The following is a 21,226-nucleotide window of genomic DNA, read 5'->3' as shown; positions in this document are numbered from 1 at the left end:
AAGCGTTCACGCCGCATCCGGCAAAAACAACGAGCCAATAAAAATACCGGCGTTATGCCGGTATTTTTTACGGAAGAGGTATCAAATGCGTTTAATTGTGATGAGCATAATGGTGACCTTGCTGAGTGGCTGTGGCAGCATCATTAGTCGCACTATACCGGGGCAGGGGCATGGCAACCAATATTATCCCGGTGTGCAATGGGACGTGCGTGACTCCGCCTGGCGTTACGTCACGATCCTTGATCTGCCATTCTCCCTGGTTTTCGATACTTTACTGCTGCCGATCGACGTACATCATGGCCCGTATGAGTGATTAACGTTCATCCCACTCATCAGCTGCAGTGCGTCCTTCCTCGGTATCCAGCGGTGGCTCAAGCTGAAATTCCCCCTCGTCCCATTCATGTAATGTATTCTCATCTTGCCACTCCTGGCGGATCTCTATCTCATCATAGTCGCCGTCAAAGACACTTTGCGCAGCTTCACCGCTAAGCATGGGTAAACATTCACCTTCTTCCCCTTCGTCGGCAAAAAACTCAACTTGCCACATGATGTCGCCGTCCTGCAAAACGTATTTTTGGGCATTGAACTGTTGCACATTCGCGTTTTCGGCGTCGATGCCGGGGTTGTCTGCAAGAAATTCTTCGCGGGCAGCGTCAATGGCTTCTTCAAGCGTTGCGTACATGGTCATCACGATTCTCCCTTTGAGTTGATGAGGTTTCAGGGAAAAGGATAGCTGATTCTCCGCTTTTGCAAGTATGAAAGGCGAAAAATCAGTTCGATATCTGGGGGATTCGACGACGACGTAGACTGTTCCATGAATAGACTGCGTTGAATAACACTACGCCAGCGGTGACGAGAAATACCGCCCTGAAACCGTAGTTCGCTGAAATCGCTGCTCCCATCAATGGTCCGGTAACGTTGCCAATATCACGAAACGATTGGTTATAGCTGAAGATACGCCCGGCGATCTGGTTGCTCGAGTTGTAAACCAACAGTGTCTGTACGGCGGGGAGTAATGCACCATCGGCGGCACCGAGCAAAAAACGTAAAATCCCAAGTTGTAATGGCGTCTGAACGTAAGACATTGGGATCAACAGCAGTACAGAAAAGATCAGCGCCGTAATCAGGATCTTTTCGGGGCCGATTCGATCGCCAAGTTTGCCGAGTCGTGGTGCACTTAGCAGAGCCGCCACGCCTGGCACCGAGGCGATCATGCCACTGATAAAAGCGACGTTACTGACGTTACCCGCCAGTTCGCGGACATACAGCGTCAGAATGGGGGCAATTGAGCCCGTCGCCACCTGGATGATTAACGTGGTGACAAACAGGCTGAGTACCAGTTTCGGGTTTTTAAGTGATGTCACCACTTCCCGCATATGCAGCATCTCTTTTTTGCTGACCGGCTGGAATTTTTCTCTGATGCAAAACAGGGTGACGAAAAAGCAGAGTATGAGCACACTGGCGGTAATAAAGAATACCGGACGTAAGCCGTAGCTATCGGCGAGCAAACCGCCAGCCATTGGGCCGAGCAACGCGCCGCTAACGCCGCCTGTGGAGAGCGTACCCAGCGCCCAGCCGCTTTTATTACGCGGTACTTGTGTGGCGATAAGAGCATTAGCGTTGGGGACAAATCCGCCAAGTAAACCAAGAAGCGCCCGCAGGATCAAAAACTGCCAGATATTTTGTGCCAGTCCCATCAACACCATCACGATGCCCATGCCGAGAGCAGAGCGTAATAGCATGAGTTTTCGGCCTTTACGGTCGGCGAGTCCACCCCAAAACGGTGAGGCGATGGCCGAAAATAAAAATGTAATGCTGAAGACAATACCGGACCACATATTCAGGGCGGAGTGGCCGGTAACGCCAAGCTGCTCAACGTAGAGGGGTAAGAAGGGCATTACCAGGCTGAAGGCGGCACCGGTAAGAAAACAGCCTAGCCAGGCGACGATCAGGTTTCGTTTCCAGTTTATAGGGGTGTCATTTTCACAGGGTGACATAGCAATCCGCTGTTGGTGCGCCAGGCGCGGTGAACATAAGAAGAAAAGATAAGCACACTAATTATGCGCCCGACTTCCAGGGGGCGCAATCCAGAGAGCTTTTATCGCTAAATCAGGGGGATTTTCTGTGGTAATGCCGGATGCCATTCTGAAGCATCCAGCATGGAAGATTTAATAGCGTGAAGGAACGCCTTCCGGGCGTGTTTTAAAGCGACGGTGTAACCACATATACTGCTCTGGTGCCATCATGATGCATTTTTCGACCACTTTGTTCATCCACGCGGCGGTAGTTTCGGCATCATCCAGCGGCGGAGAACACTCTGGCGGCAGTATAATCAACTGATACCCTTTGCCATCTGGCTTACGGCGTGGAACGAAGGGCACCAGACATGCGCCGGACATCCGTGCCAGCATCCAGGTTCCGGTCGTGGTCGCAGCCTGCTCAACGGCAAACAACGGGACGAAAACGCTTGAGCGCGGGCCGTAATCATGATCCGGTGCGTACCAGACCACTTCGCCTTTTTTCAGGGCTTTAATCATGCCTTTTAAATCTTTGCGGTCGAGCATCGATTTATTTGAGCGCAAACGGCCCCAGGTTTGTAGCCAGTCAATCAGTGGATTATCGTTCGGGCGGTAAACGCCAATCCCCGGTTCCTGCATACCAAACTGCCGCGCACCCAGCTCCAGTGTCAGAAAATGGATGCCAACTAACAGGATGCCGCGTTTTTGCGCCTGCACGTCACGAATGTGTTCCATGCCGATCACTTCCGTCCAGCGGGCGATTCGGCGGTCCGGCCAGAACCACGCCATGCCGGTTTCCATCAGGCCCATGCCAACGGATTCGAAATTCTTCACCACCATTTTACGGCGTTCTTGTTCGCTCATTTCCGGGAAGCACAGTTCCAGGTTGCGATGCACAATTTTTGCGCGTCGTTTCATAAAACGTAACGCCAGTTTTCCTAATCCACAACCGAGGCGGTAGATAACCGGGTAGGGCAATTGCACGACCAACCAAAGTACGCCAATACCCAACCAGGTTAACCAATAACGCGGATGAAGCAGTGCGGTGGAGAACTTGGGTAGATTCGTCATATCAATCCTGTTTTTCAACCTATACGGGCAATTGTATGTATTGTCGCATTTTTTCGTCCGCAACCAAAATTTGTGACTGAAGACTGGGCGAAATTGCCGCGCTTGTAAATAACAAATAATTTTTAATGCTAAAATGTAGCGTAAAATGTGTGGATGTTAATTATCGATAATTGCTATATCATGCCGCGGATTTTTACTTTCCCATCTCGCAGGAACCGTACACCATGCCAGTGTTACACAACCGCATTTCCAACGACGCGTTAAAAGCCAAAATGTTGGCTGAGAGCGAACCGCGAACCACCATTTCGTTTTATAAGTATTTCCACATTGCCGATCCTAAGGTGACCCGTGACGCTTTATATCAACTGTTTACCGCGCTGAATGTTTTTGGGCGAGTGTATCTGGCGCATGAGGGCATTAACGCGCAAATCAGCGTACCTGCGAGCAATGTTGAAACATTTCGCGCGCAGCTCTATGCCTTCGACCCGGCTTTAGAGGGTTTACGCCTGAACATCGCGTTGGATGATGACGGGAAATCCTTCTGGGTACTGCGTATGAAGGTACGCGATCGCATTGTTGCCGACGGTATTGACGATCCTCACTTTGATGCCAGCAATGTTGGTGAGTATCTGCAAGCGGCGGAAGTGAACGCCATGCTTGACGATCCCGATGCATTGTTTATCGACATGCGTAACCACTATGAGTATGAAGTGGGGCACTTTGAAAACGCGCTGGAAATACCGGCAGATACCTTCCGTGAGCAGCTGCCAAAAGCAGTTGAGATGATGCAGGCACATAAAGATAAAAAAATTGTCATGTACTGCACCGGCGGCATTCGTTGTGAAAAGGCCAGTGCCTGGATGAAACATAACGGATTCAACAAAGTCTGGCATATCGAGGGCGGAATTATTGAATACGCCCGTAAGGCGCGCGAGCAGGGCTTGCCGGTGCGTTTTATTGGCAAAAATTTTGTTTTTGACGAGCGGATGGGCGAACGTATATCTGATGAGATTATCGCGCACTGCCACCAGTGCGGTGCGCCGTGCGACAGCCATACCAACTGTAAAAATGATGGCTGCCATCTGCTGTTTATTCAGTGTCCAGTATGTGCGGAAAAATACAAAGGTTGTTGTAGTGAGATTTGCTGCGAAGAAAGCGCGTTACCGCCAGATGAACAGCGACGCCGTCGGGCAGGACGTGAAAATGGCAATAAGATCTTTAATAAGTCTCGTGGACGTCTGAATACAACACTGGGCATTCCTGATCCAACAGAATAAATATCATTGCCGGATGCGTGCCATCCGGCAACATTTCACTCTTACTTCTGCTGTACGCCTTCCACTGAAATAATCAGATCCACTTCCTGAGACGCTGGACCTAAATCTGTCTTGATATTGAAGTCTTTGAGCTTAATTTTGCCTTCGGCCTCAAAGCCTGCACGTTTACCGCCCCACGGGTCGTCACCCTGACCAATTAATTTCGCTTCCAGTGTGACGGGCTTGGTTACACCATTCAGCGTCAGATCGCCGGTAATATCCAGTTCGTCACCGTCTTTCTTCACGCTGGTGGAGGTGAATGTTGCCTGTGGATATTTTGCGGTATTGAGGAAATCCGCACTGCGAAGATGTTTATCGCGTTCGGCGTGATTAGTATCGACGCTGGTGGTGTTAATTGTCACATTCACTTTATCGGCAGCTGGATTTTTTTCATCAAAGGTAAAAGTACCGTCGAAATCTTTAAAGGTGCCATATAACCAGCTATAGCCAAGATGCTGGATGCGGAAGTTAACAAAGGCGTGCTGACCTTCTTTGTCAATTTTGTAATCGGCGGCAACCGCTGAACCGGCAGAGAACATCAAGGAAGCGAAGGTTAAACCAAGCAGGCTTTTTTTCATTTTTTATACTCCATAGTCAGATGACGACTTTCCCAGCATGCGCTTCAGAGTGTCGTATTTATCGATGAAATGATGCTTCAGAGCCATAAATCCGTGCATAACGGACAGTACGACGACGCTCCACGCGAGCCAAAAATGCAGGGCACCGGCAAAGTCAGCCTGTGTGCCAGCGTCGGCGAGGGTCGCGGGGACGTCAAACCAGCCAAAAACGCTGATCGGTTTACCATCGGCAGTTGAGATCAGATAGCCGCTGATGCCGATGGCGAACAGCAATAGGTACAATGCGAGATGTCCAGCTTTTGCGGCAAGACGAGTCATGGGCGAATAACTCGGCAGCGGACCCGGCGGTGGAGATATGACACGCCACAGAACGCGAATAACCAGCCCCATCATTAACAAAATACCGATGCTTTTATGCAGTTCGGGTGCTTTGTGATACCAGCCATCGTAATAACTGAGCGTGACCATCCACAGACCTAAAGCAAACATGCCGTAGACAATAATTGCGCTTAGCCAATGGAAGGCCGCAGATATAACACCATAGCGTTCAGGGGTATTTGTGAATGACATAAGTGCATCCAAAACGAATTTGCGAGAGAAAGAAAATGGCGTGTCGGAGAATGAATTGCAACACAAAAATAACAAATTGAATGATATTTATTTTTATTTCAATAATTTTGAATTAATAATGAAAGAATCTTCATAAGTTTAGTGGGTTCAGCATCAGAGATGTCTGGTGAGTGCTGTAGAAGCAGGAATAATCTCATTCAATTTTTCACGCTAAATGAAAGGGAGATTAAATATTTGTCAGTTTATGTCAGTGCGGAAAACTAAAAATAAAACACATAGTTCAGATCCATAATTGCCAACAATCCCCAGAGAAAAAGATAAAGCATCAGATGCTCGCGAATATTATTAATGAGATAGTTCACCAACCGACGCATTAAATACTCCTGTAAAAACGGCCTCATTCTGGAGGCCGTAATGATGATTATTGGAAGCGGGAAAGCCTGAATGGCGTCAAATCAAAATCGCTTTTTTTGTCTTGCGCAAAATCGGCAGCCATTTCCCCTAAAACTGACGCAAATTTAAAACCGTGCCCACTCAGGCCGGTAATGAGCAGTGTATTATCGTGGGCGGGTAGAGTATCGATAATAAAATCTTCGTCAGGCGAATTATCATAGGTGCAGGCAGCGCCGTACAGGCAGCAACCGATACCCGGCAATACATTGCGCAAGAACGGGAAGGCTTCTGACCCATCACTGGCCACTTCCGCAAACGGAACACGTTCATCCGCTGAATGGATAACCTGGCCTCCGTTATGTTTGCCAATCTTCAACGCGTCGTTTTCTGCCGGAAAACCATAATATTGATCGCCATTGGGCAGTTCACCGGTAAAAGCCGGGAATTTATTCTTCACGCTATAGCGGCCATCGGCCTGATACCAGGCAAATACTTTGCGTACGGGCTGGACAGGCAGCTCCGGGAGTAGGTCTTTTACCCATGTTCCCGCGCAGACAATCGCTTTTTTCGCCTGATACTCACCGTCAGCCGTTTCAATAGTTACGCCATCATCGTCATGACGAATTGCGGTGACCGGGCAGTTGAACAGCTGCGCACAGCCCGCTTCCTTCGCCAGTTGGATCCAGGTTTTAATCGCCAGTTCGCTGCGCAAAAAACCGGAATCAGTTTCAAATAAACCGATGTAGTTGTCCGGGACGCGTATTTCTGGCCAGCGGGCCATAATCCCTTGCGCGTCGAGCTTTTCAACGTTGAGTTGCCACTGTTCGGCGCTGTGGGCGACGTTGGCGAGAAATGCGGAGTCAGCCGGACCGAGGTTAATGACACCAGAGCGTACAAAAATGGGATCATCTTCGTTGTGGCGGGAAAGTTCATCCCACAGCATTTGCGCGCGGAGGACCAGCGGGACATACTTTTCACCTTCACCATAAGCATGGCGAATTAATCGCGTATCGCCGTGGTGGCTGCCGTGTTGATGTGGTGGCATATGGGCGTCGGTCATTAGCACGTTTAAACCGGCGCGGGTTGCATAATACCCGGCGGCAGCGCCTACGGAACCGCTGCCAATAATGATGAGATCGTATTTCATTTTTTTCTCTCTGCTCTCATGGTTTAAGCAGAGTAATTAACTGAATGCAGATATACAACCCAGAAATGGTAAAGGCACCGGTGAGGTGCCTTTTGGGTGGATGGTCATGTCATGTTAATGACGCCGATACTCGTTTACCTGGAAATCACCGGATTCAATTTTGGCGATTCCTGCTTCTAATATCGAAATAAATTGTCTGGCAACATCAGTGGTTAACCAGAGCGTCTGACCAACTTCAGTCCCTTCCTGCTCGGACTTATTTGGGGTCTGGTAGTGCAAACGCAACATCAGCGCATCATAGCTATCAACGGTGCTGATGTCCCACCCTACGAGCGGATGAGTCTGAATGACTTCATTATTTTTTTCCATCATGGCCCCCTAATTCGTGTTACTAGACAACGTTATTCGAGGTTCAATGCGTTTTTATCTGAAGCAACTTCAGTATACCAATAAGTAAGGGTATTCACCGAATTTTTAAAGGGGGGAACAGATAAATTTCTGCTTTTAAGATTTATATGAACAATAAAACAGCATGTCATTCATATTTTTTTAGCATATTGTGCAATTATTTTGAGGAAGTGTAGAAATTTTGTACTCACAATTCGCAAGTAAAATAAAAAAGCCGGGGCGACCCGGCAAAAACAAAAATCACTGCATATTATTCGCTGACAAACCAGTCATCGGCGCTTTCCCACGTTTCCTGGAGAATTTCGCTAATGCGCTGTTTATCTTCTTTTGTCGCGCCAATAACCGATAAATTATTTGCTGCGGCATAACGTACCGATACGTGGCCTTCATTATCAGGAAACGCATACTGAATACGGCGGGAAAGTTCGCCAGCCAGGGCGTCAATAGCCCCAGCTGGCAATGGAGAAGTTTTCGCTATGGTGACTTCAATTCGCATAATAGCCCCCTGTTGAATATACTGGTTATTTATACAGGTAAAATAACCTAATGACAACAGGAAGCTACGATTTTTATTGTTTAACGGACCAGCGTACCGTTTCTCCGGCGAGGAATGGCACCAGCGTGTCATCAGTCAGTGCGATGCTTTCAGCAACCTGTTGCTCTTCACGTACCAGTTCGATGAATGTGTCGTTGACCGGCAAGCCATAGAACTGCGGGCCGTTTACAGAACAGAATGCTTCAAAGTGCTGCAAAGCATTCATCTCTTCAAAGACGGTAGCGTAACTGCCCAGCGCGGTTGGGGCGTTGAAACAGCCCGCGCAGCCGCAGCTGCTCTCTTTGCGATGACGTGCATGTGGCGCAGAATCCGTTCCGAGGAATACACGATTAAAACCGCTGGCGACCAGTTCACGCAATGCCTGTTGGTGGATATTGCGTTTGAGGATGGGTAGACAATACAGGTGCGGACGCACGCCACCAACCAGCATATGGTTGCGGTTAAACATCAGATGCTGCGGAGTGATGGTGGCAGCCAGCCGTTCATTTCCGTCACGGACATAGTCGGCAGCGTCTTTGGTGGTGATATGCTCAAAAACGACTTTCAGCGCGGTCAGGCGCTGGCGCAGCGGTTCCATCACGCTTTCTATAAAGCGCGCTTCACGATCAAAAATGTCGATATCTGCATGTGTTACTTCACCATGCACCAGTAGCGGCATACCGATTTTTTCCATGCGCTCAAGTACCGGCATGATTGCGTCAACTGACGTAACGCCGTGGCTGGAGTTAGTGGTTGCGTTTGCCGGATAAAGTTTTGCAGCGGTGAACACGCCTTCGTTAAATCCGCGCTCCAGCTCATTAGGGTCCAGCGAATCTGTTAAATAACAGGTCATCAGCGGGGTGAAATCGTGCCCGGCAGGTACGGCGTCAAGAATGCGCTGGCGATACGCCACGGCAGCCTCAACGGTGGTCACGGGCGGAGCCAGATTGGGCATTACGATAGCCCGTCCATAAATTTCGCTGGTATACGGCACGACAGTTTTTAACATGTCGCCATCGCGGAGGTGAAGGTGCCAGTCGTCTGGGCGGCGGATCTTTAATACCTGGGATGGTGCAGTCATTAATCTCTATGCTCCGGCTGAAGGGATGTTTTTGCCGGACACAAAGGATAAGCGGAAACGTTTTCCTTTGCACGAAAAATAAAGGGCGCGAATGCGCCCTCGTGATTAATCCGTAAACGGAATGACAATTTCGCCTGGCTTCACTTCAATGCCTTTCGCCAGTTTCTTCGCCATTGCTTCGCCCTGGCTGCCATCTTCGCGCAGGACGTAAGCAGGTTGCTGGTTAAAGTAATTGCGTAATGCCTGGTTCAAATAGGGGAGCAACGTTTGCATCACCGTTTGCATTTTTTCCGGTTGTACCGTCGCATCGACCACTTCCATCTCTTTCAGGAAGATCGCACCTTTTTCTTTATCAAACACGGGCAGCGCTTTCAGCTTCAGTTTCATGGTCGCTTTCTGGCTACCGAACAGGGAGTTCATGTCCAGATTGGCGTCTCCGGTTAGGGTAACCTTATTCGGCTCTTCGCGACCAATTTGGCTGGTCAGGTTTGTCAGAACAATATGGGCGTCAGCCACGCCGGGTAAACCGATATCTTTTGAGAAATTATTATGTTTCGCAAGCGACTGGTTAATTTCTTGTTCGGTGATGGTGTATTGGGTGAGTTGATTACAGCCAACGAGCAGGCCACTGACGATCAATGCAGCGGCAAATAAAAACTTGTTCATGGTAGTCCTCGACATGAAATCTGCGTCAATATCCTGACACAACGCAGCATGTGTCACCAGCGATAAACGCGCCAGCAGAAAAAACTGAAAACGGCGGCAACCCGCGAATACAGGCTGCCGCGGCGGGTCAGGATTAAATCGCCATTGATGATAACAAATTGATTTGTGTCTGTTTCGCCATATTATCGCGGTAATCAGCAACGCGGCTTGGCCAGTTGATTCCGGCTACTAGCGTCAGATTACGCAGGAGCGGAAATAGCTGAATATCATCTTCCGAAAGTTCGCCATTCACGGCGTTCGGTTTGACGATCAGTTTGTCCAGCGCACGTAAATCATCGCTGATATTCTTAATCAGACCGTCAGAGTGGGCCAGCAGGTCGGCAAAATTACCCGCGCTGGCCTCTTTCTTGTCGACGAAATATTTGCGCGCGGCAGGAGTAGAAAACTCATCAAATGCCGATTTGGCAAAACGCGGCAACAGCAGTTTGTTGGCGTAGCCATTGACCTTGCGCAGCCACTCTTCAATGGCAGGGGAACGTTTGCCGGTCAGTAACGGTTTGCCGTCGAGTTTATCGACATAGTGAACGATGTCCATGCTTTCTGGCATATAGCGGCTGTCATCTTTTTGCAGAATGGGAACCTGTTTTTGACCGACCATCCGGGTGGGTGTTTCTGCGTCGTCGTTGAGCAGAACATGTAATTCGACGGGGATATTTTTCAGGCCGAAAATCATGCGGGCTTTGAGGCAGTAAGGGCAGTGATCGTAAATGTATAGCTTCACGTGACTCCTCCATTTGGCTGTCAGTTCTCTTTCAGTATGGAGGAGTCAGGGGGGAGTATCAAATCAGGCGTCGCGTTCAAGCAAACGACGCGCGGCGCGTTTCTGGCTAAACTGCCAACCCAGCGCAAGGAAAGTGAAGATGCCAATAATGCCCAGCATCATCCACGGAAGCTCTGGCTGGTGCGCCGATTTGCCCAGGTCAAACAGCCAGCCGCCACCGATATAACCAATAGCGCCGCCAATCGCCAGACCCAGACGGCTAAACCCCATATAGCTGCCGCGAGCTCTTGCGTCTGCCAGCGAAGCACTTAAGGTTTCACGCGCAGGCTCGGCAATGATCGACCCGATATAAAACAGACAAATCAGGGTGAAAAGTTGTTGCAGGCCGCTGACCATGCCTACTGGCATCATGCTTAATGACATTATCAACAGCCCAGCCATTAACCGGTGTTCCAGACGAAAATGCTTTTCACTCCAGCGGGCGATAGGGTAGAGCAACGTTAACGACAGACACGCTTCAATGGCATACATCCATTTAACGGCAGAGGGCGCGCCCGCCACGTCGTTGACCATAATTGGCAGCATCAGCATCACTTGTACAGCCAGCATGTAGTAACCCGCCAGCGTCAGGACATAGGTGACAAAACACTTGTCACGCATCACGCGGGTCATGCCTTCGCGAACGGGCGTACGTACGGTGGAGAGTTTCCATGCCGGTAACAACCACGCATTGAACGCTGCACACAGCACAAACAAAACTGCCCCTGTGGCGCAGACCAGGCGAAAGTCGTATTGCAACAGCCAGCTCCCCAACAATGCGCCAATGACCGCACCGGCACTGTCCTGCATCATCAACAGCGAGAAAAAACGACCACGCTGTTGTGGACGGATTAGTTTCACCACCAGCGCCGAACGCGGAGGATCAAACAACGTGCCGCCGAGTCCCGAAAGCAGGCATGAAAACCACAGTAGCCACGGTTCGTGGGCGATACCCATTGTGGCGAATCCGGCGGCACGCATCAGCATACCGGTGACAATCATCGGTTTGGCACCAAAGCGGTCGGCAATTGCGCCGCCGAAAATACCCAGACCTTGCTGAATAAACTGGCGTAGACCGAGGGCAATACCGACCATGACGGCGGCCCAGCCCATTTGATCAACGAAGCGGATAGAGATCAGCGGGAAGACAACAAAGAACCCCAGCACGACCAGCATATTATCGATGAGCAGGAAATATTTACCCAGGTTCCTCGCCTGCGACACGCGGGACATTTCCCCTCCCGGGAAATAAAAGATGAGCACTTTCTATTCTGCATTGCCGCTAAGACTTTTCCCATCACTTCGGGGACAATATTTTTTTATCAAAACGTCGCTTTGATAGAGAGTTTTTATCAAATATGTGAATAATGCAGAAAATGGCATTCTGGACTTTTCACAGGGTCTGGTTGCGCAGGTATAGTAATACTTACAGCGTATTAAAGACGTTACGGGAAGGAGTAGGTATAGAATGTTTGGCTATCGCAGTAACGTGCCAAAAGTGCGCTTAACCACAGACCGACTGGTCGTGCGTCTGGTGCATGATCGTGATGCCTGGCGTCTGGCGGATTATTACGCAGAGAATCGCCATTTCCTCAAGCCCTGGGAGCCAGTGCGCGACGAAAGCCACTGTTATCCATCAGGCTGGCAGGCCAGGCTAGGGATGATTAGCGAATTTCATAAACAAGGTTCAGCTTTTTACTTTGGCTTATTCGACCCGGACGAAAAAGAGATTATTGGCGTTGCCAATTTTTCCAATGTTGTTCGCGGCTCTTTTCATGCCTGCTATCTCGGTTATTCGATTGGGCAAAAATGGCAGGGCAAAGGACTCATGTTTGAAGCCCTGACCGCAGCCATTCGTTATATGCAGCGCACCCAACATATTCATCGCATTATGGCTAATTATATGCCGCACAATAAACGCAGCGGTGATTTACTGGCGCGACTGGGTTTTGAAAAAGAAGGCTATGCGAAAGACTATCTGTTGATTGATGGACAATGGCGCGATCACGTACTGACGGCATTAACTACCCCAGACTGGACGCCCGGCCGCTAAGGAGAATCTCATGAAATATCAACTTACTGCCATGGAAGCTCGCGTGATTGGTTGCTTGCTGGAAAAACAGGTGACCACGCCGGAGCAATACCCGCTCTCCGTAAATGGTGTAGTCACGGCCTGTAATCAGAAAACGAACCGTGAACCGGTTATGAATCTGAGTGAATCTGAAGTGCAGGAACAGCTGGATAATCTGGTCAAACGTCATTATCTACGCACGGTGAGCGGTTTTGGTAATCGGGTCACCAAATATGAGCAACGTTTTTGTAATTCAGAATTTGGCGATCTGAAACTGAGCGCCGCAGAAGTGGCGTTAATCACCACGTTGTTATTGCGTGGTGCCCAGACGCCGGGGGAACTGCGCAGCCGCGCCGCGCGAATGTATGAATTCAGCGATATGGCGGAAGTGGAGTCGACGCTGGAACAACTGGCGAGTCGCGAAGATGGTCCTTTTGTGGTGCGTCTGGCCCGCGAACCGGGTAAACGCGAAAGCCGCTACATGCATCTTTTCAGTGGTGAGGTTGAGAATCCGCCGGCGGTAACGGATATGTTGAACGCGGTTGACGGTGATTTACAGGCCCGTGTCGAAGCCCTGGAAATCGAAGTGGCAGAACTGAAACAGCGTCTTGATTCGTTGCTGGCCCATCTGGGAGATTAAAGTGAAAAAATTACGTATCGGCGTAGTGGGGTTAGGCGGCATCGCGCAAAAAGCGTGGTTACCGGTGCTGGCGGCAGCGTCTGACTGGACGTTACAAGGTGCGTGGTCGCCTACGCGCGCCAAAGCCTTGCCAATTTGTGACAGCTGGCGCATTCCTTATGCTGATTCGTTATCCAGCCTTGCCGCCAGTTGCGATGCGGTTTTTGTGCATTCCAGCACCGCCAGCCACTTTGACGTGGTCAGTACGTTACTCAATGCGGGGGTACATGTCTGTGTCGATAAACCGCTGGCAGAAAATCTGCGCGATGCTGAACGGCTGGTGGAACTGGCGGCGCGGAAAAAACTGACGTTGATGGTCGGTTTTAACCGTCGTTTCGCACCACTCTACGGTGAGTTAAAAACGCAACTCGCCACCGCGTCCTCGCTAAGAATGGATAAACATCGTACCAATAGCGTCGGGCCACACGATCTTTATTTCACATTGCTGGATGATTATCTGCATGTGGTGGATACCGCGCTGTGGTTGTCTGGCGGCAATGCAACTCTCGAAAGCGGTACGTTGCTGACCAATGAGTCCGGCGAAATGCTGTTTGCCGAGCACCATTTTTTGGCTGGTCCTTTGCAGATCACCACCTGTATGCATCGCCGGGCCGGAAGTCAGCGTGAAACCGTGCAGGCCGTGACTGATGGTGCGCTCATCGACATTACGGATATGCGCGAATGGCGTGAGGAGCGCGGGCAGGGCGTAGTGCATAAACCGATTCCTGGTTGGCAGAGTACGCTCGAGCAACGTGGATTTGTCGGCTGTGCGCGGCACTTCATTGAATGCGTGCAAAATCAGACAGTTCCGCAAACCGCCGGCGAACAGGCCGTGCTGGCGCAACGTATCGTTGACAAGATCTGGCGCGATGCGATGAGTGAATAAACCCTGTAACATCTGGCGGTAGCAATTCACCATAATCCAGGTAGACTATTCGCCTCTTTCAGCGCCTGCCTTGCAGGCGTTTTGCCCGTGGGTCTGGATTAGAACACCGATGAATTTATTAAAATCGCTGGCCGCCGTCAGCTCGATGACCATGTTTTCGCGTGTGCTTGGCTTCGCACGAGACGCAATTGTCGCCAGAATCTTTGGCGCAGGGATGGCAACCGACGCCTTTTTCGTCGCTTTTAAACTTCCTAACTTGTTACGCCGTATCTTTGCCGAAGGGGCATTTTCCCAGGCATTTGTACCGATTCTGGCAGAATATAAAAGCAAGCAGGGTGAAGACGCCACGCGGGTCTTTGTCTCTTATGTTTCTGGCCTGCTGACACTTGCGCTGGCGGTTGTGACGGTCGCTGGCATGCTCGCTGCACCGTGGGTGATCATGGTGACCGCGCCTGGCTTCGCTGACACTGCCGACAAATTTGCCCTGACCAGCCAGCTACTAAAGATAACCTTTCCCTATATCTTGCTGATCTCCCTGGCGTCGCTGGTGGGAGCGATTCTGAATACCTGGAACCGCTTCTCAATTCCGGCGTTTGCCCCGACATTGCTCAATATCAGCATGATTGGTTTTGCGTTGTTTGCCGCGCCGTACTTTAATCCACCGGTGCTGGCGCTGGCCTGGGCTGTTACGGTCGGCGGCATCCTGCAGCTGGTGTATCAGCTACCTCATCTGAAGAAGATCGGCATGCTGGTTTTGCCACGCATTAACTTCCACGATGCCGGAGCAATGCGTGTGGTGAAACAGATGGGACCGGCAATCCTTGGCGTCTCTGTGAGCCAGATCTCCTTAATCATCAACACCATTTTTGCCTCGTTTCTTGCTTCCGGTTCGGTGTCGTGGATGTATTACGCCGACCGCTTAATGGAGTTTCCGTCCGGTGTGCTGGGCGTGGCGCTTGGCACCATTTTGCTACCGTCGCTGTCGAAAAGTTTTGCCAGTGGCAATCATGATGAATACAACCGTTTGATGGACTGGGGGCTGCGTCTTTGTTTCCTGTTGGCGCTGCCAAGTGCGGTTGCGTTGGGCATTCTTTCCGGTCCGTTAACCGTTTCGCTGTTCCAGTACGGTAAATTTACCGCCTTTGATGCGCTGATGACCCAGCGGGCGTTAATTGCCTACTCGGTGGGTTTGATTGGCCTGATTGTAGTGAAAGTGTTGGCTCCTGGCTTTTATTCCCGCCAGGACATTAAAACGCCAGTGAAAATTGCCATCGTTACGCTGATTTTAACGCAATTGATGAACCTGGCGTTTATTGGTCCGTTGAAACATGCCGGGCTGTCACTTTCTATTGGTCTGGCGGCGTGTCTGAATGCTTCGCTGCTTTACTGGCAGTTGCGTAAGCAGAAAATCTTTACCCCGCAACCCGGCTGGATGGCGTTTCTGTTGCGTCTGGTGGTGGCGGTACTGGTGATGTCTGGCGTGCTTTTAGGTATGTTACATATCATGCCGGAGTGGTCATTGGGTACTATGCCCTGGCGTTTACTGCGTTTAATGGCGGTCGTGCTGGCGGGGATTGCCGCGTACTTCGCTGCACTGGCAGTACTGGGCTTCAAAGTTAAAGAATTTGCCCGCCGGACGGTGTAACGATACATTCCGGCCTGCAGTGCAGGCCGGAGTTAATCTTCAGATCGAAATCTTTTTACTGCCGCGATGGGTTGTTGAGGTCTGACCGTTCGCCCCATACAGCGTCGGTTCCTGATGCGGTTTCAACATTTCCAGCGCCTGTTGATTGCGTTCAATCTGTCCTTCCAGTAACCAGCCGTTATGTTGATTCAGTTGGCGTAGTTGCTGCGTTTTGCCAGTAATTTCCTGCCAGCGTTGACTAATATCAACGCTATTTGCTGTATTGGGTTCTTTCCTGCGTAACTGTTCGAGGTAATCCAGCGTCGCCAGCAGAGAGCTTTTTTGTTCTGTAATCCATTGCAACTGGCTGCCGTTGATCTGCCCCATAGAGAGATGTTGCTGCTCTTGATCCATTACCGTTTTGAGATCGTTAAGCACAGCGGACATCTGGTCGAGGATCTCTGCAAGACGCGTCATACGATCAATTACTCTGCAAGTCTTGCTGCGCTTCGTTGATCAGCGCATCGGCAATTTTGCCGGTGTCCATTTTTAGTTCACCGTTACGAATCGCCAGCTTTAACGCTTCGACACGTTCAAGATTGATATCACTGCTGCCGGGTTGCATCAGTTTTGCTTGCGCGTCGCTTAACGTCACACTGGTGCTGGTGGAGGCTGTTGTTTTTGCCGCCCGGGTGTTTGTTACCGGCGCGTCAGTGGTTTCGCGCGGTTGAACGGTGCTTACAGGCTTCAGAGGCGAAGTGCGATCAATACTCATGGTTTATTCCTCATTGAGGGCGCTTTTATCATGTGTTGCTTATTTATCGGCAAGGGACGGGTAATCTTTAACAGCTTACAGGTTTATAAGAATATTCCCATCTGCATCAACAACGCCGCTGACCACTTGTCCCGATACCATGCGCACCCGCGCATTTTGTGCGACGGCTGCATTGTTCAGCGCCTGACCTTCTGCGTTGGCGCTAAACCCATCACCGCTGGCGATAACGTTGACGCGTTGCCCCGCTTTTATCCGCCATGCCTGGCGAAACTGGGTTAACTGGATAGGTTGATCGGGTGATAGATCGCGCAGGCTAACGGCATCAACAAGTTGATTGATATCCAGCACCGTACGCGGTGGCAAGGTATCCAGCCGTCCGCGTTTCAGTTTGACATTGCCAGCTTCCAGCTTTCCTCCACGCACAATGGGCATCGCGGCAACCACATAATTTCCTGTGGCCTGCACATTAACCTGTAAATATCGTTTGTCGTTACCGCAGCGTGCCAACACATTCACATTGCCCCACAGACGGGAATTATTGCTCATCGAAAGCAATGGCTGATCGCACGGCGGTAGCAGATTGGGTGCTGTACGAATAGAAACACGAACCTCATCACTTACCCCCGCGAGTTGGGCGCTAAAAAAGGTGTGCAATTGCGATGTGAGATTGCTCGCCGTACTTAACGGACTGAACAGTATCGCGATGATCGCCACGCTACGTTTTATTGTCAGCATTTTCGCCCCCAGCCATTTCTACAACGTGAATTGTACCTGTCCGCAATGACCATCAACGGCATAAATAGCGACCCATTTTGCGTTTATTCCGCCGATAACGCGCGCGTAAAGGCATTTAAGCTGATGGCAGAATTTTGATACCTGCGGAGGAGATATGCTCGATAAGCTCGACGCCGCCTTACGTTTTCAACAAGAGGCGCTCAATCTGCGCGCCCAGCGTCAGGAAGTGCTGGCAGCAAACATCGCCAATGCCGATACCCCTGGTTATCAGGCGCGCGATATCGATTTTGCCAGTGAACTTAAAAAAGTCATGCAACGTGGACGGGATGCAACCAGTGTGGTTGCTCTGACGATGACCTCAACGAAACACATTCCGGCGCAGGCGCTGACGCCTCCTTCCGCAGAACTGCAATACCGTATTCCGGACCAGCCTTCGCTTGACGGGAATACTGTCGATATGGATCGCGAACGCACCCAGTTTGCCGATAACAGCCTGCAATACCAGATGAGCCTTAGCGCGTTGAGCGGGCAGATCAAAGGCATGATGAACGTTTTACAGAGCGGAAATTAACGGATGGCACTGCTGAATATTTTTGATATCGCCGGGTCGGCGTTAACTGCCCAGTCCCAGCGCCTGAACGTGGCGGCCAGTAATCTGGCGAATGCTGATAGCGTGACCGGTCCCGATGGACAGCCATATCGGGCAAAACAGGTGGTATTCCAGGTTAACGCTGCGCCAGGTGCTGCGACAGGCGGCGTAAAGGTTGCCGATGTTATAGAAAGTCAGGCTCCGGACAAACTGGTTTATGAACCGGGTAATCCGCTGGCGGATGCAAAGGGCTACGTGAAAATGCCAAACGTTGATGTCGTCGGAGAGATGGTTAACACCATGTCGGCGTCACGCAGTTATCAGGCCAATGTTGAAGTGCTCAACACGGTGAAAAGCATGATGCTGAAAACCCTTACGCTCGGTCAATAAAGGAGAAAGCTATGTCTATTGCGGTAACCACCACCGATCCGACGAATACCGGCGTCAGTACCACCAGCAGTAGTTCGCTCACGGGCAGCAACGCCGCAGATTTACAAAGCAGTTTTCTGACTTTGTTGGTGGCGCAGCTGAAAAACCAGGACCCGACCAATCCAATGGAAAACAACGAGCTGACGTCGCAATTGGCACAAATCAGCACGGTCAGTGGGATTGAAAAACTCAATACCACGCTCGGATCTATTTCCGGACAGATTGATAACAGCCAGTCGTTACAGGCCAGTAACCTGATTGGTCACGGCGTGATGATCCCCGGTACCACTGTTCTTGCGGGAATCGGCAGTGAAGAAGGGGCTGTGACCACGACCACGCCGTTTGGTGTTGAGTTGCAACAGGCAGCAGACAAAGTGACGGCCACCATCACCGATAAAAACGGCGCGGTCGTCCGTACCATTGATATCGGTGAACTGACTGCCGGAGTCCACAGTTTCACCTGGGACGGTACGTTGACTGACGGCAGCACTGCGACGAATGGTTCTTACAATGTAGCGATTAGCGCCAGTAACGGTGGTACACAACTGGTTGCCCAACCGCTGCAGTTTGCTCTGGTGCAGGGGGTGATCCGCGGCAACAACGGTAATACGCTGGATCTCGGCACTTACGGCACCACTACCCTCGACGAAGTACGGCAGATAATTTAAGCCTTCACATTTCAGGAGTCAGTCATGGCCTTTTCTCAAGCGGTTAGCGGATTAAACGCTGCCGCCACCAACCTCGATGTTATTGGCAACAATATCGCCAACTCCGCCACCTACGGCTTTAAATCAGGCACGGCCTCTTTTGCCGATATGTTTGCCGGTTCGAAAGTGGGACTGGGGGTAAAAGTTGCTGGTATCACTCAGGACTTTACCGATGGCACGACCACCAACACCGGGCGTGGTCTGGACGTTGCTATTAGCCAGAACGGTTTTTTCCGTCTGGTAGACAGCAATGGTTCGGTGTTCTACAGCCGTAACGGACAATTTAAGCTGGATGAAAACCGTAACCTGGTGAATATGCAAGGTTTACAGCTGACGGGTTACCCGGCAACCGGTACGCCGCCGACTATTCAGCAAGGGGCGAATCCGACCAATATTTCGATTCCGAATACCCTGATGGCAGCGAAAACTACCACCACGGCGTCGATGCAGATCAACCTGAATTCCAGTGATCCGCTTCCCTCTGTTAACGCATTTGATGCCAGCAATGCGGATAGCTATAACAAAAAAGGTTCGGTGACTGTTTTCGATAGTCAGGGTAATGCTCATGATATGAGCGTGTACTTTGTGAAGACCGGGGATAATAACTGGCAGGTCTACACCCAGGATAGTAGTGATCCAAACAGCATTGCGAAGACAGCGACAACACTGGTGTTTAATGCCAATGGCGTTCTGACCTCAAATCCAACAGCGAATATTTCCACTGGCGCAATTAACGGCGCAGATCCCGCCACGTTTAGCCTGAGCTTCCTCAACTCCATGCAGCAAAATACCGGCGCTAACAACATTGTGGCAACCACCCAGAACGGCTACAAACCGGGCGATCTGGTGAGTTATCAAATCAATGATGACGGTACGGTTGTCGGCAACTATTCCAACGAACAAACCCAACTGCTGGGGCAGATTGTACTGGCGAACTTTGCCAACAACGAAGGTCTGGCATCCGAAGGCGACAACGTCTGGTCCGCTACGCAATCTTCTGGCGTGGCGCTGTTGGGGACAGCCGGGACGGGCAACTTTGGCACACTGACCAACGGTGCGCTGGAAGCGTCCAACGTCGATCTCAGTAAAGAACTGGTCAATATGATCGTTGCCCAGCGTAACTATCAGTCTAACGCCCAGACCATCAAAACCCAGGACCAGATCCTCAATACGCTGGTTAACTTACGCTAATCGCTGACGGGATAGCTCAATGGATCACGCAATTTATACCGCGATGGGAGCAGCCAGCCAGACGCTGAATCAACAGGCGGTAACCGCCAGTAATCTGGCCAATGCCTCAACGCCCGGTTTTCGCGCGCAGTTAAACGCCTTGCGCGCAGTGCCGGTGGAAGGGCTTTCACTGCCCACGCGCACGCTGGTAACGGCGTCAACACCGGGTGCAGACATGACGCCCGGCAAGATGGATTACACCTCGCGCCCGCTGGACGTTGCGTTGCAGCAGGATGGTTGGCTGGTCGTGCAGACCGCTGACGGTAGTGAAGGGTATACGCGTAATGGCAGCATTCAGGTTGATCCCACCGGGCAACTGACAATTCAGGGACATCCGGTGGTAGGCGAGGCGGGGCCAATTGCTGTGCCGGAAGGGGCGGAAATCACTATTGCTGCCGATGGCACAATCTCGGCGCTGAATCCGGGCGATCCGGCAAATACGGTTGCGCCAGTGGGGCGTCTGAAGCTGGTGAAAGCCACGGGCAGCGAAGTCCAGCGCGGTGACGATGACATTTTTCGTTTAAGCGCAGAAAGCCAGGCTACGCGTGGGCCGGTACTGCAGGCAGATCCAACCTTGCGTGTGATGTCGGGTGTTCTGGAAGGCAGTAACGTCAATGCCGTTGCGGCAATGAGCGACATGATTGCCAGCGCGCGGCGTTTTGAAATGCAGATGAAGGTGATCAGCAGCGTCGATGATAACGCAGGCCGTGCCAACCAACTGCTGTCGATGAGTTAATTGAAAGGATACATGACAAGTATAAGTTGCCCTATGCGCAAGTTTATCGGGTCTATGGGGGCAATCGCAATTTATCGATTTTGCGAGCACTTGTAGGCCGGATAAGGCGTTTACGCCGCATCCGGCAAGAAGACATATGCACTTTGTCACTAATCCACTACA

At 50.9% G+C, this 21,226-nt stretch carries 27 protein-coding genes; 11 read left to right on the top strand and 16 right to left on the bottom strand.

Features of this window, described 5'->3' with window-relative positions:
* Positions 1-85 precede the first annotated feature (85 nt).
* A complete protein-coding gene (locus tag C4F37_RS00395) occupies positions 86-313 on the top strand; it encodes a YceK/YidQ family lipoprotein (protein ID WP_001237186.1) in 228 nt (75 codons plus the stop codon).
* Here C4F37_RS00395 and C4F37_RS00390 read toward each other — a convergent pair whose 3' ends face one another.
* From C4F37_RS00390 to lpxL, 3 genes are all read right to left on the bottom strand, one after another.
* Positions 314-688, bottom strand: a complete 375-nt coding sequence (locus C4F37_RS00390) for a MysB family protein (protein WP_001295957.1) — start codon at positions 686-688, stop codon at positions 314-316.
* Between the two features lie 82 nt (positions 689-770).
* On the bottom strand, positions 771-1,997 hold the full coding sequence (gene mdtG / locus C4F37_RS00385) for a multidrug efflux MFS transporter MdtG (RefSeq protein ID WP_000074171.1): 1,227 nt from the start codon (positions 1,995-1,997) through the stop codon (positions 771-773).
* A 171-nt stretch (positions 1,998-2,168) separates the two neighbouring features.
* Positions 2,169-3,089: a kdo(2)-lipid IV(A) lauroyltransferase gene (gene lpxL / locus C4F37_RS00380; protein ID WP_001295958.1), complete on the bottom strand. Its 921-nt coding sequence runs from the start codon at positions 3,087-3,089 to the stop codon at positions 2,169-2,171.
* A 224-nt stretch (positions 3,090-3,313) separates the two neighbouring features.
* Here lpxL and trhO point away from each other — a divergent pair, with 224 nt between their 5' ends.
* Complete coding sequence (trhO, locus tag C4F37_RS00375; protein WP_001346454.1) at positions 3,314-4,366, top strand: oxygen-dependent tRNA uridine(34) hydroxylase TrhO; 1,053 nt, start codon at positions 3,314-3,316, stop codon at positions 4,364-4,366.
* Between the two features lie 41 nt (positions 4,367-4,407).
* On the opposite strand, the gene C4F37_RS00370 is transcribed toward trhO, so the two are convergent.
* The 10 genes from C4F37_RS00370 to mdtH form a co-directional block, all read right to left on the bottom strand.
* The gene (locus C4F37_RS00370; RefSeq protein WP_000749261.1) at positions 4,408-4,983 is read right to left on the bottom strand and encodes a YceI family protein; all 576 of its coding nucleotides are present in this window, start codon (positions 4,981-4,983) and stop codon (positions 4,408-4,410) included.
* A gap of 3 nt (positions 4,984-4,986) precedes the next feature.
* The gene (locus C4F37_RS00365; RefSeq protein WP_001538549.1) at positions 4,987-5,553 is read right to left on the bottom strand and encodes a cytochrome b; all 567 of its coding nucleotides are present in this window, start codon (positions 5,551-5,553) and stop codon (positions 4,987-4,989) included.
* 260 nt (positions 5,554-5,813) lie between these two features.
* Entirely contained in the window at positions 5,814-5,927 is a 114-nt protein-coding gene (locus C4F37_RS00360; RefSeq protein ID WP_001538550.1) for a YceO family protein, read from the bottom strand.
* A 47-nt stretch (positions 5,928-5,974) separates the two neighbouring features.
* Complete coding sequence (gene solA, locus C4F37_RS00355) at positions 5,975-7,093, bottom strand: N-methyl-L-tryptophan oxidase (protein ID WP_001538551.1); 1,119 nt, start codon at positions 7,091-7,093, stop codon at positions 5,975-5,977.
* A gap of 114 nt (positions 7,094-7,207) precedes the next feature.
* Positions 7,208-7,462, bottom strand: coding sequence for a biofilm formation regulator BssS (gene bssS / locus C4F37_RS00350; RefSeq protein WP_000414438.1), 255 nt, complete (start codon positions 7,460-7,462; stop codon positions 7,208-7,210).
* Between the two features lie 289 nt (positions 7,463-7,751).
* Positions 7,752-7,997 carry a DNA damage-inducible protein I gene (gene dinI, locus C4F37_RS00340; RefSeq protein WP_001217754.1) on the bottom strand — a complete coding sequence of 82 codons (246 nt, stop codon included), beginning with the start codon at positions 7,995-7,997 and terminating at the stop codon, positions 7,752-7,754.
* A 73-nt stretch (positions 7,998-8,070) separates the two neighbouring features.
* On the bottom strand, positions 8,071-9,117 hold the full coding sequence (pyrC, locus tag C4F37_RS00335) for a dihydroorotase (protein ID WP_000126543.1): 1,047 nt from the start codon (positions 9,115-9,117) through the stop codon (positions 8,071-8,073).
* Between the two features lie 105 nt (positions 9,118-9,222).
* On the bottom strand, positions 9,223-9,783 hold the full coding sequence (locus tag C4F37_RS00330) for a lipoprotein (protein ID WP_001295443.1): 561 nt from the start codon (positions 9,781-9,783) through the stop codon (positions 9,223-9,225).
* 133 nt (positions 9,784-9,916) lie between these two features.
* Entirely contained in the window at positions 9,917-10,564 is a 648-nt protein-coding gene (gene grxB / locus C4F37_RS00325; protein ID WP_000780912.1) for a glutaredoxin 2, read from the bottom strand.
* Positions 10,565-10,627: 63 nt separating this feature from the next.
* Entirely contained in the window at positions 10,628-11,836 is a 1,209-nt protein-coding gene (gene mdtH / locus C4F37_RS00320) for a multidrug efflux MFS transporter MdtH (protein WP_001538552.1), read from the bottom strand.
* A 235-nt stretch (positions 11,837-12,071) separates the two neighbouring features.
* Here mdtH and rimJ point away from each other — a divergent pair, with 235 nt between their 5' ends.
* The 4 genes from rimJ to murJ all read left to right on the top strand — a co-directional run bounded on the left by rimJ (position 12,072) and on the right by murJ (position 15,884).
* Positions 12,072-12,656 carry a ribosomal protein S5-alanine N-acetyltransferase gene (rimJ, locus tag C4F37_RS00315; RefSeq protein ID WP_000468196.1) on the top strand — a complete coding sequence of 195 codons (585 nt, stop codon included), beginning with the start codon at positions 12,072-12,074 and terminating at the stop codon, positions 12,654-12,656.
* Between the two features lie 10 nt (positions 12,657-12,666).
* Positions 12,667-13,314, top strand: a complete 648-nt coding sequence (locus tag C4F37_RS00310; RefSeq protein ID WP_000877136.1) for a YceH family protein — start codon at positions 12,667-12,669, stop codon at positions 13,312-13,314.
* Between the two features lies 1 nt (position 13,315).
* On the top strand, positions 13,316-14,239 hold the full coding sequence (locus C4F37_RS00305; RefSeq protein ID WP_001538553.1) for a Gfo/Idh/MocA family protein: 924 nt from the start codon (positions 13,316-13,318) through the stop codon (positions 14,237-14,239).
* 109 nt (positions 14,240-14,348) lie between these two features.
* Positions 14,349-15,884, top strand: coding sequence for a murein biosynthesis integral membrane protein MurJ (murJ, locus tag C4F37_RS00300; protein WP_001050672.1), 1,536 nt, complete (start codon positions 14,349-14,351; stop codon positions 15,882-15,884).
* A 39-nt stretch (positions 15,885-15,923) separates the two neighbouring features.
* Here murJ and flgN read toward each other — a convergent pair whose 3' ends face one another.
* The 3 genes from flgN to flgA all read right to left on the bottom strand — a co-directional run bounded on the left by flgN (position 15,924) and on the right by flgA (position 17,373).
* A complete protein-coding gene (gene flgN, locus C4F37_RS00295; protein ID WP_000197362.1) occupies positions 15,924-16,340 on the bottom strand; it encodes a flagella biosynthesis chaperone FlgN in 417 nt (138 codons plus the stop codon).
* 4 nt (positions 16,341-16,344) lie between these two features.
* Positions 16,345-16,638 (bottom strand): flagellar biosynthesis anti-sigma factor FlgM, encoded by a 294-nt coding sequence (flgM, locus tag C4F37_RS00290; protein WP_000020884.1) that lies wholly within the window; start codon positions 16,636-16,638, stop codon positions 16,345-16,347.
* A gap of 75 nt (positions 16,639-16,713) precedes the next feature.
* Entirely contained in the window at positions 16,714-17,373 is a 660-nt protein-coding gene (gene flgA, locus C4F37_RS00285; RefSeq protein ID WP_001538554.1) for a flagellar basal body P-ring formation chaperone FlgA, read from the bottom strand.
* A 154-nt stretch (positions 17,374-17,527) separates the two neighbouring features.
* Between flgA and flgB the strand changes: the two genes are divergently transcribed.
* Genes flgB through flgF form a run of 5 tightly spaced genes read left to right on the top strand, consistent with a single transcriptional unit; the run spans position 17,528 to position 21,064 of the window.
* A complete protein-coding gene (flgB, locus tag C4F37_RS00280) occupies positions 17,528-17,944 on the top strand; it encodes a flagellar basal body rod protein FlgB (protein WP_000884694.1) in 417 nt (138 codons plus the stop codon).
* A gap of 3 nt (positions 17,945-17,947) precedes the next feature.
* Positions 17,948-18,352: a flagellar basal body rod protein FlgC gene (gene flgC, locus C4F37_RS00275; RefSeq protein WP_001196460.1), complete on the top strand. Its 405-nt coding sequence runs from the start codon at positions 17,948-17,950 to the stop codon at positions 18,350-18,352.
* Between the two features lie 11 nt (positions 18,353-18,363).
* Entirely contained in the window at positions 18,364-19,059 is a 696-nt protein-coding gene (gene flgD, locus C4F37_RS00270) for a flagellar hook assembly protein FlgD (protein WP_001538555.1), read from the top strand.
* Positions 19,060-19,083: 24 nt separating this feature from the next.
* The gene (gene flgE, locus C4F37_RS00265) at positions 19,084-20,289 is read left to right on the top strand and encodes a flagellar hook protein FlgE (RefSeq protein WP_000885856.1); all 1,206 of its coding nucleotides are present in this window, start codon (positions 19,084-19,086) and stop codon (positions 20,287-20,289) included.
* A gap of 19 nt (positions 20,290-20,308) precedes the next feature.
* Positions 20,309-21,064: a flagellar basal-body rod protein FlgF gene (gene flgF / locus C4F37_RS00260; protein ID WP_001538556.1), complete on the top strand. Its 756-nt coding sequence runs from the start codon at positions 20,309-20,311 to the stop codon at positions 21,062-21,064.
* Positions 21,065-21,226: the final 162 nt, after the last annotated feature.

The sequence above is a fragment of the Escherichia sp. R1 genome (assembly GCF_003000935.1).
GTDB lineage: Bacteria > Pseudomonadota > Gammaproteobacteria > Enterobacterales > Enterobacteriaceae > Escherichia > Escherichia coli.
Note: the sequence above shows the minus strand (reverse complement) of the source record. Positions and strands in the feature narration are given on the sequence as shown.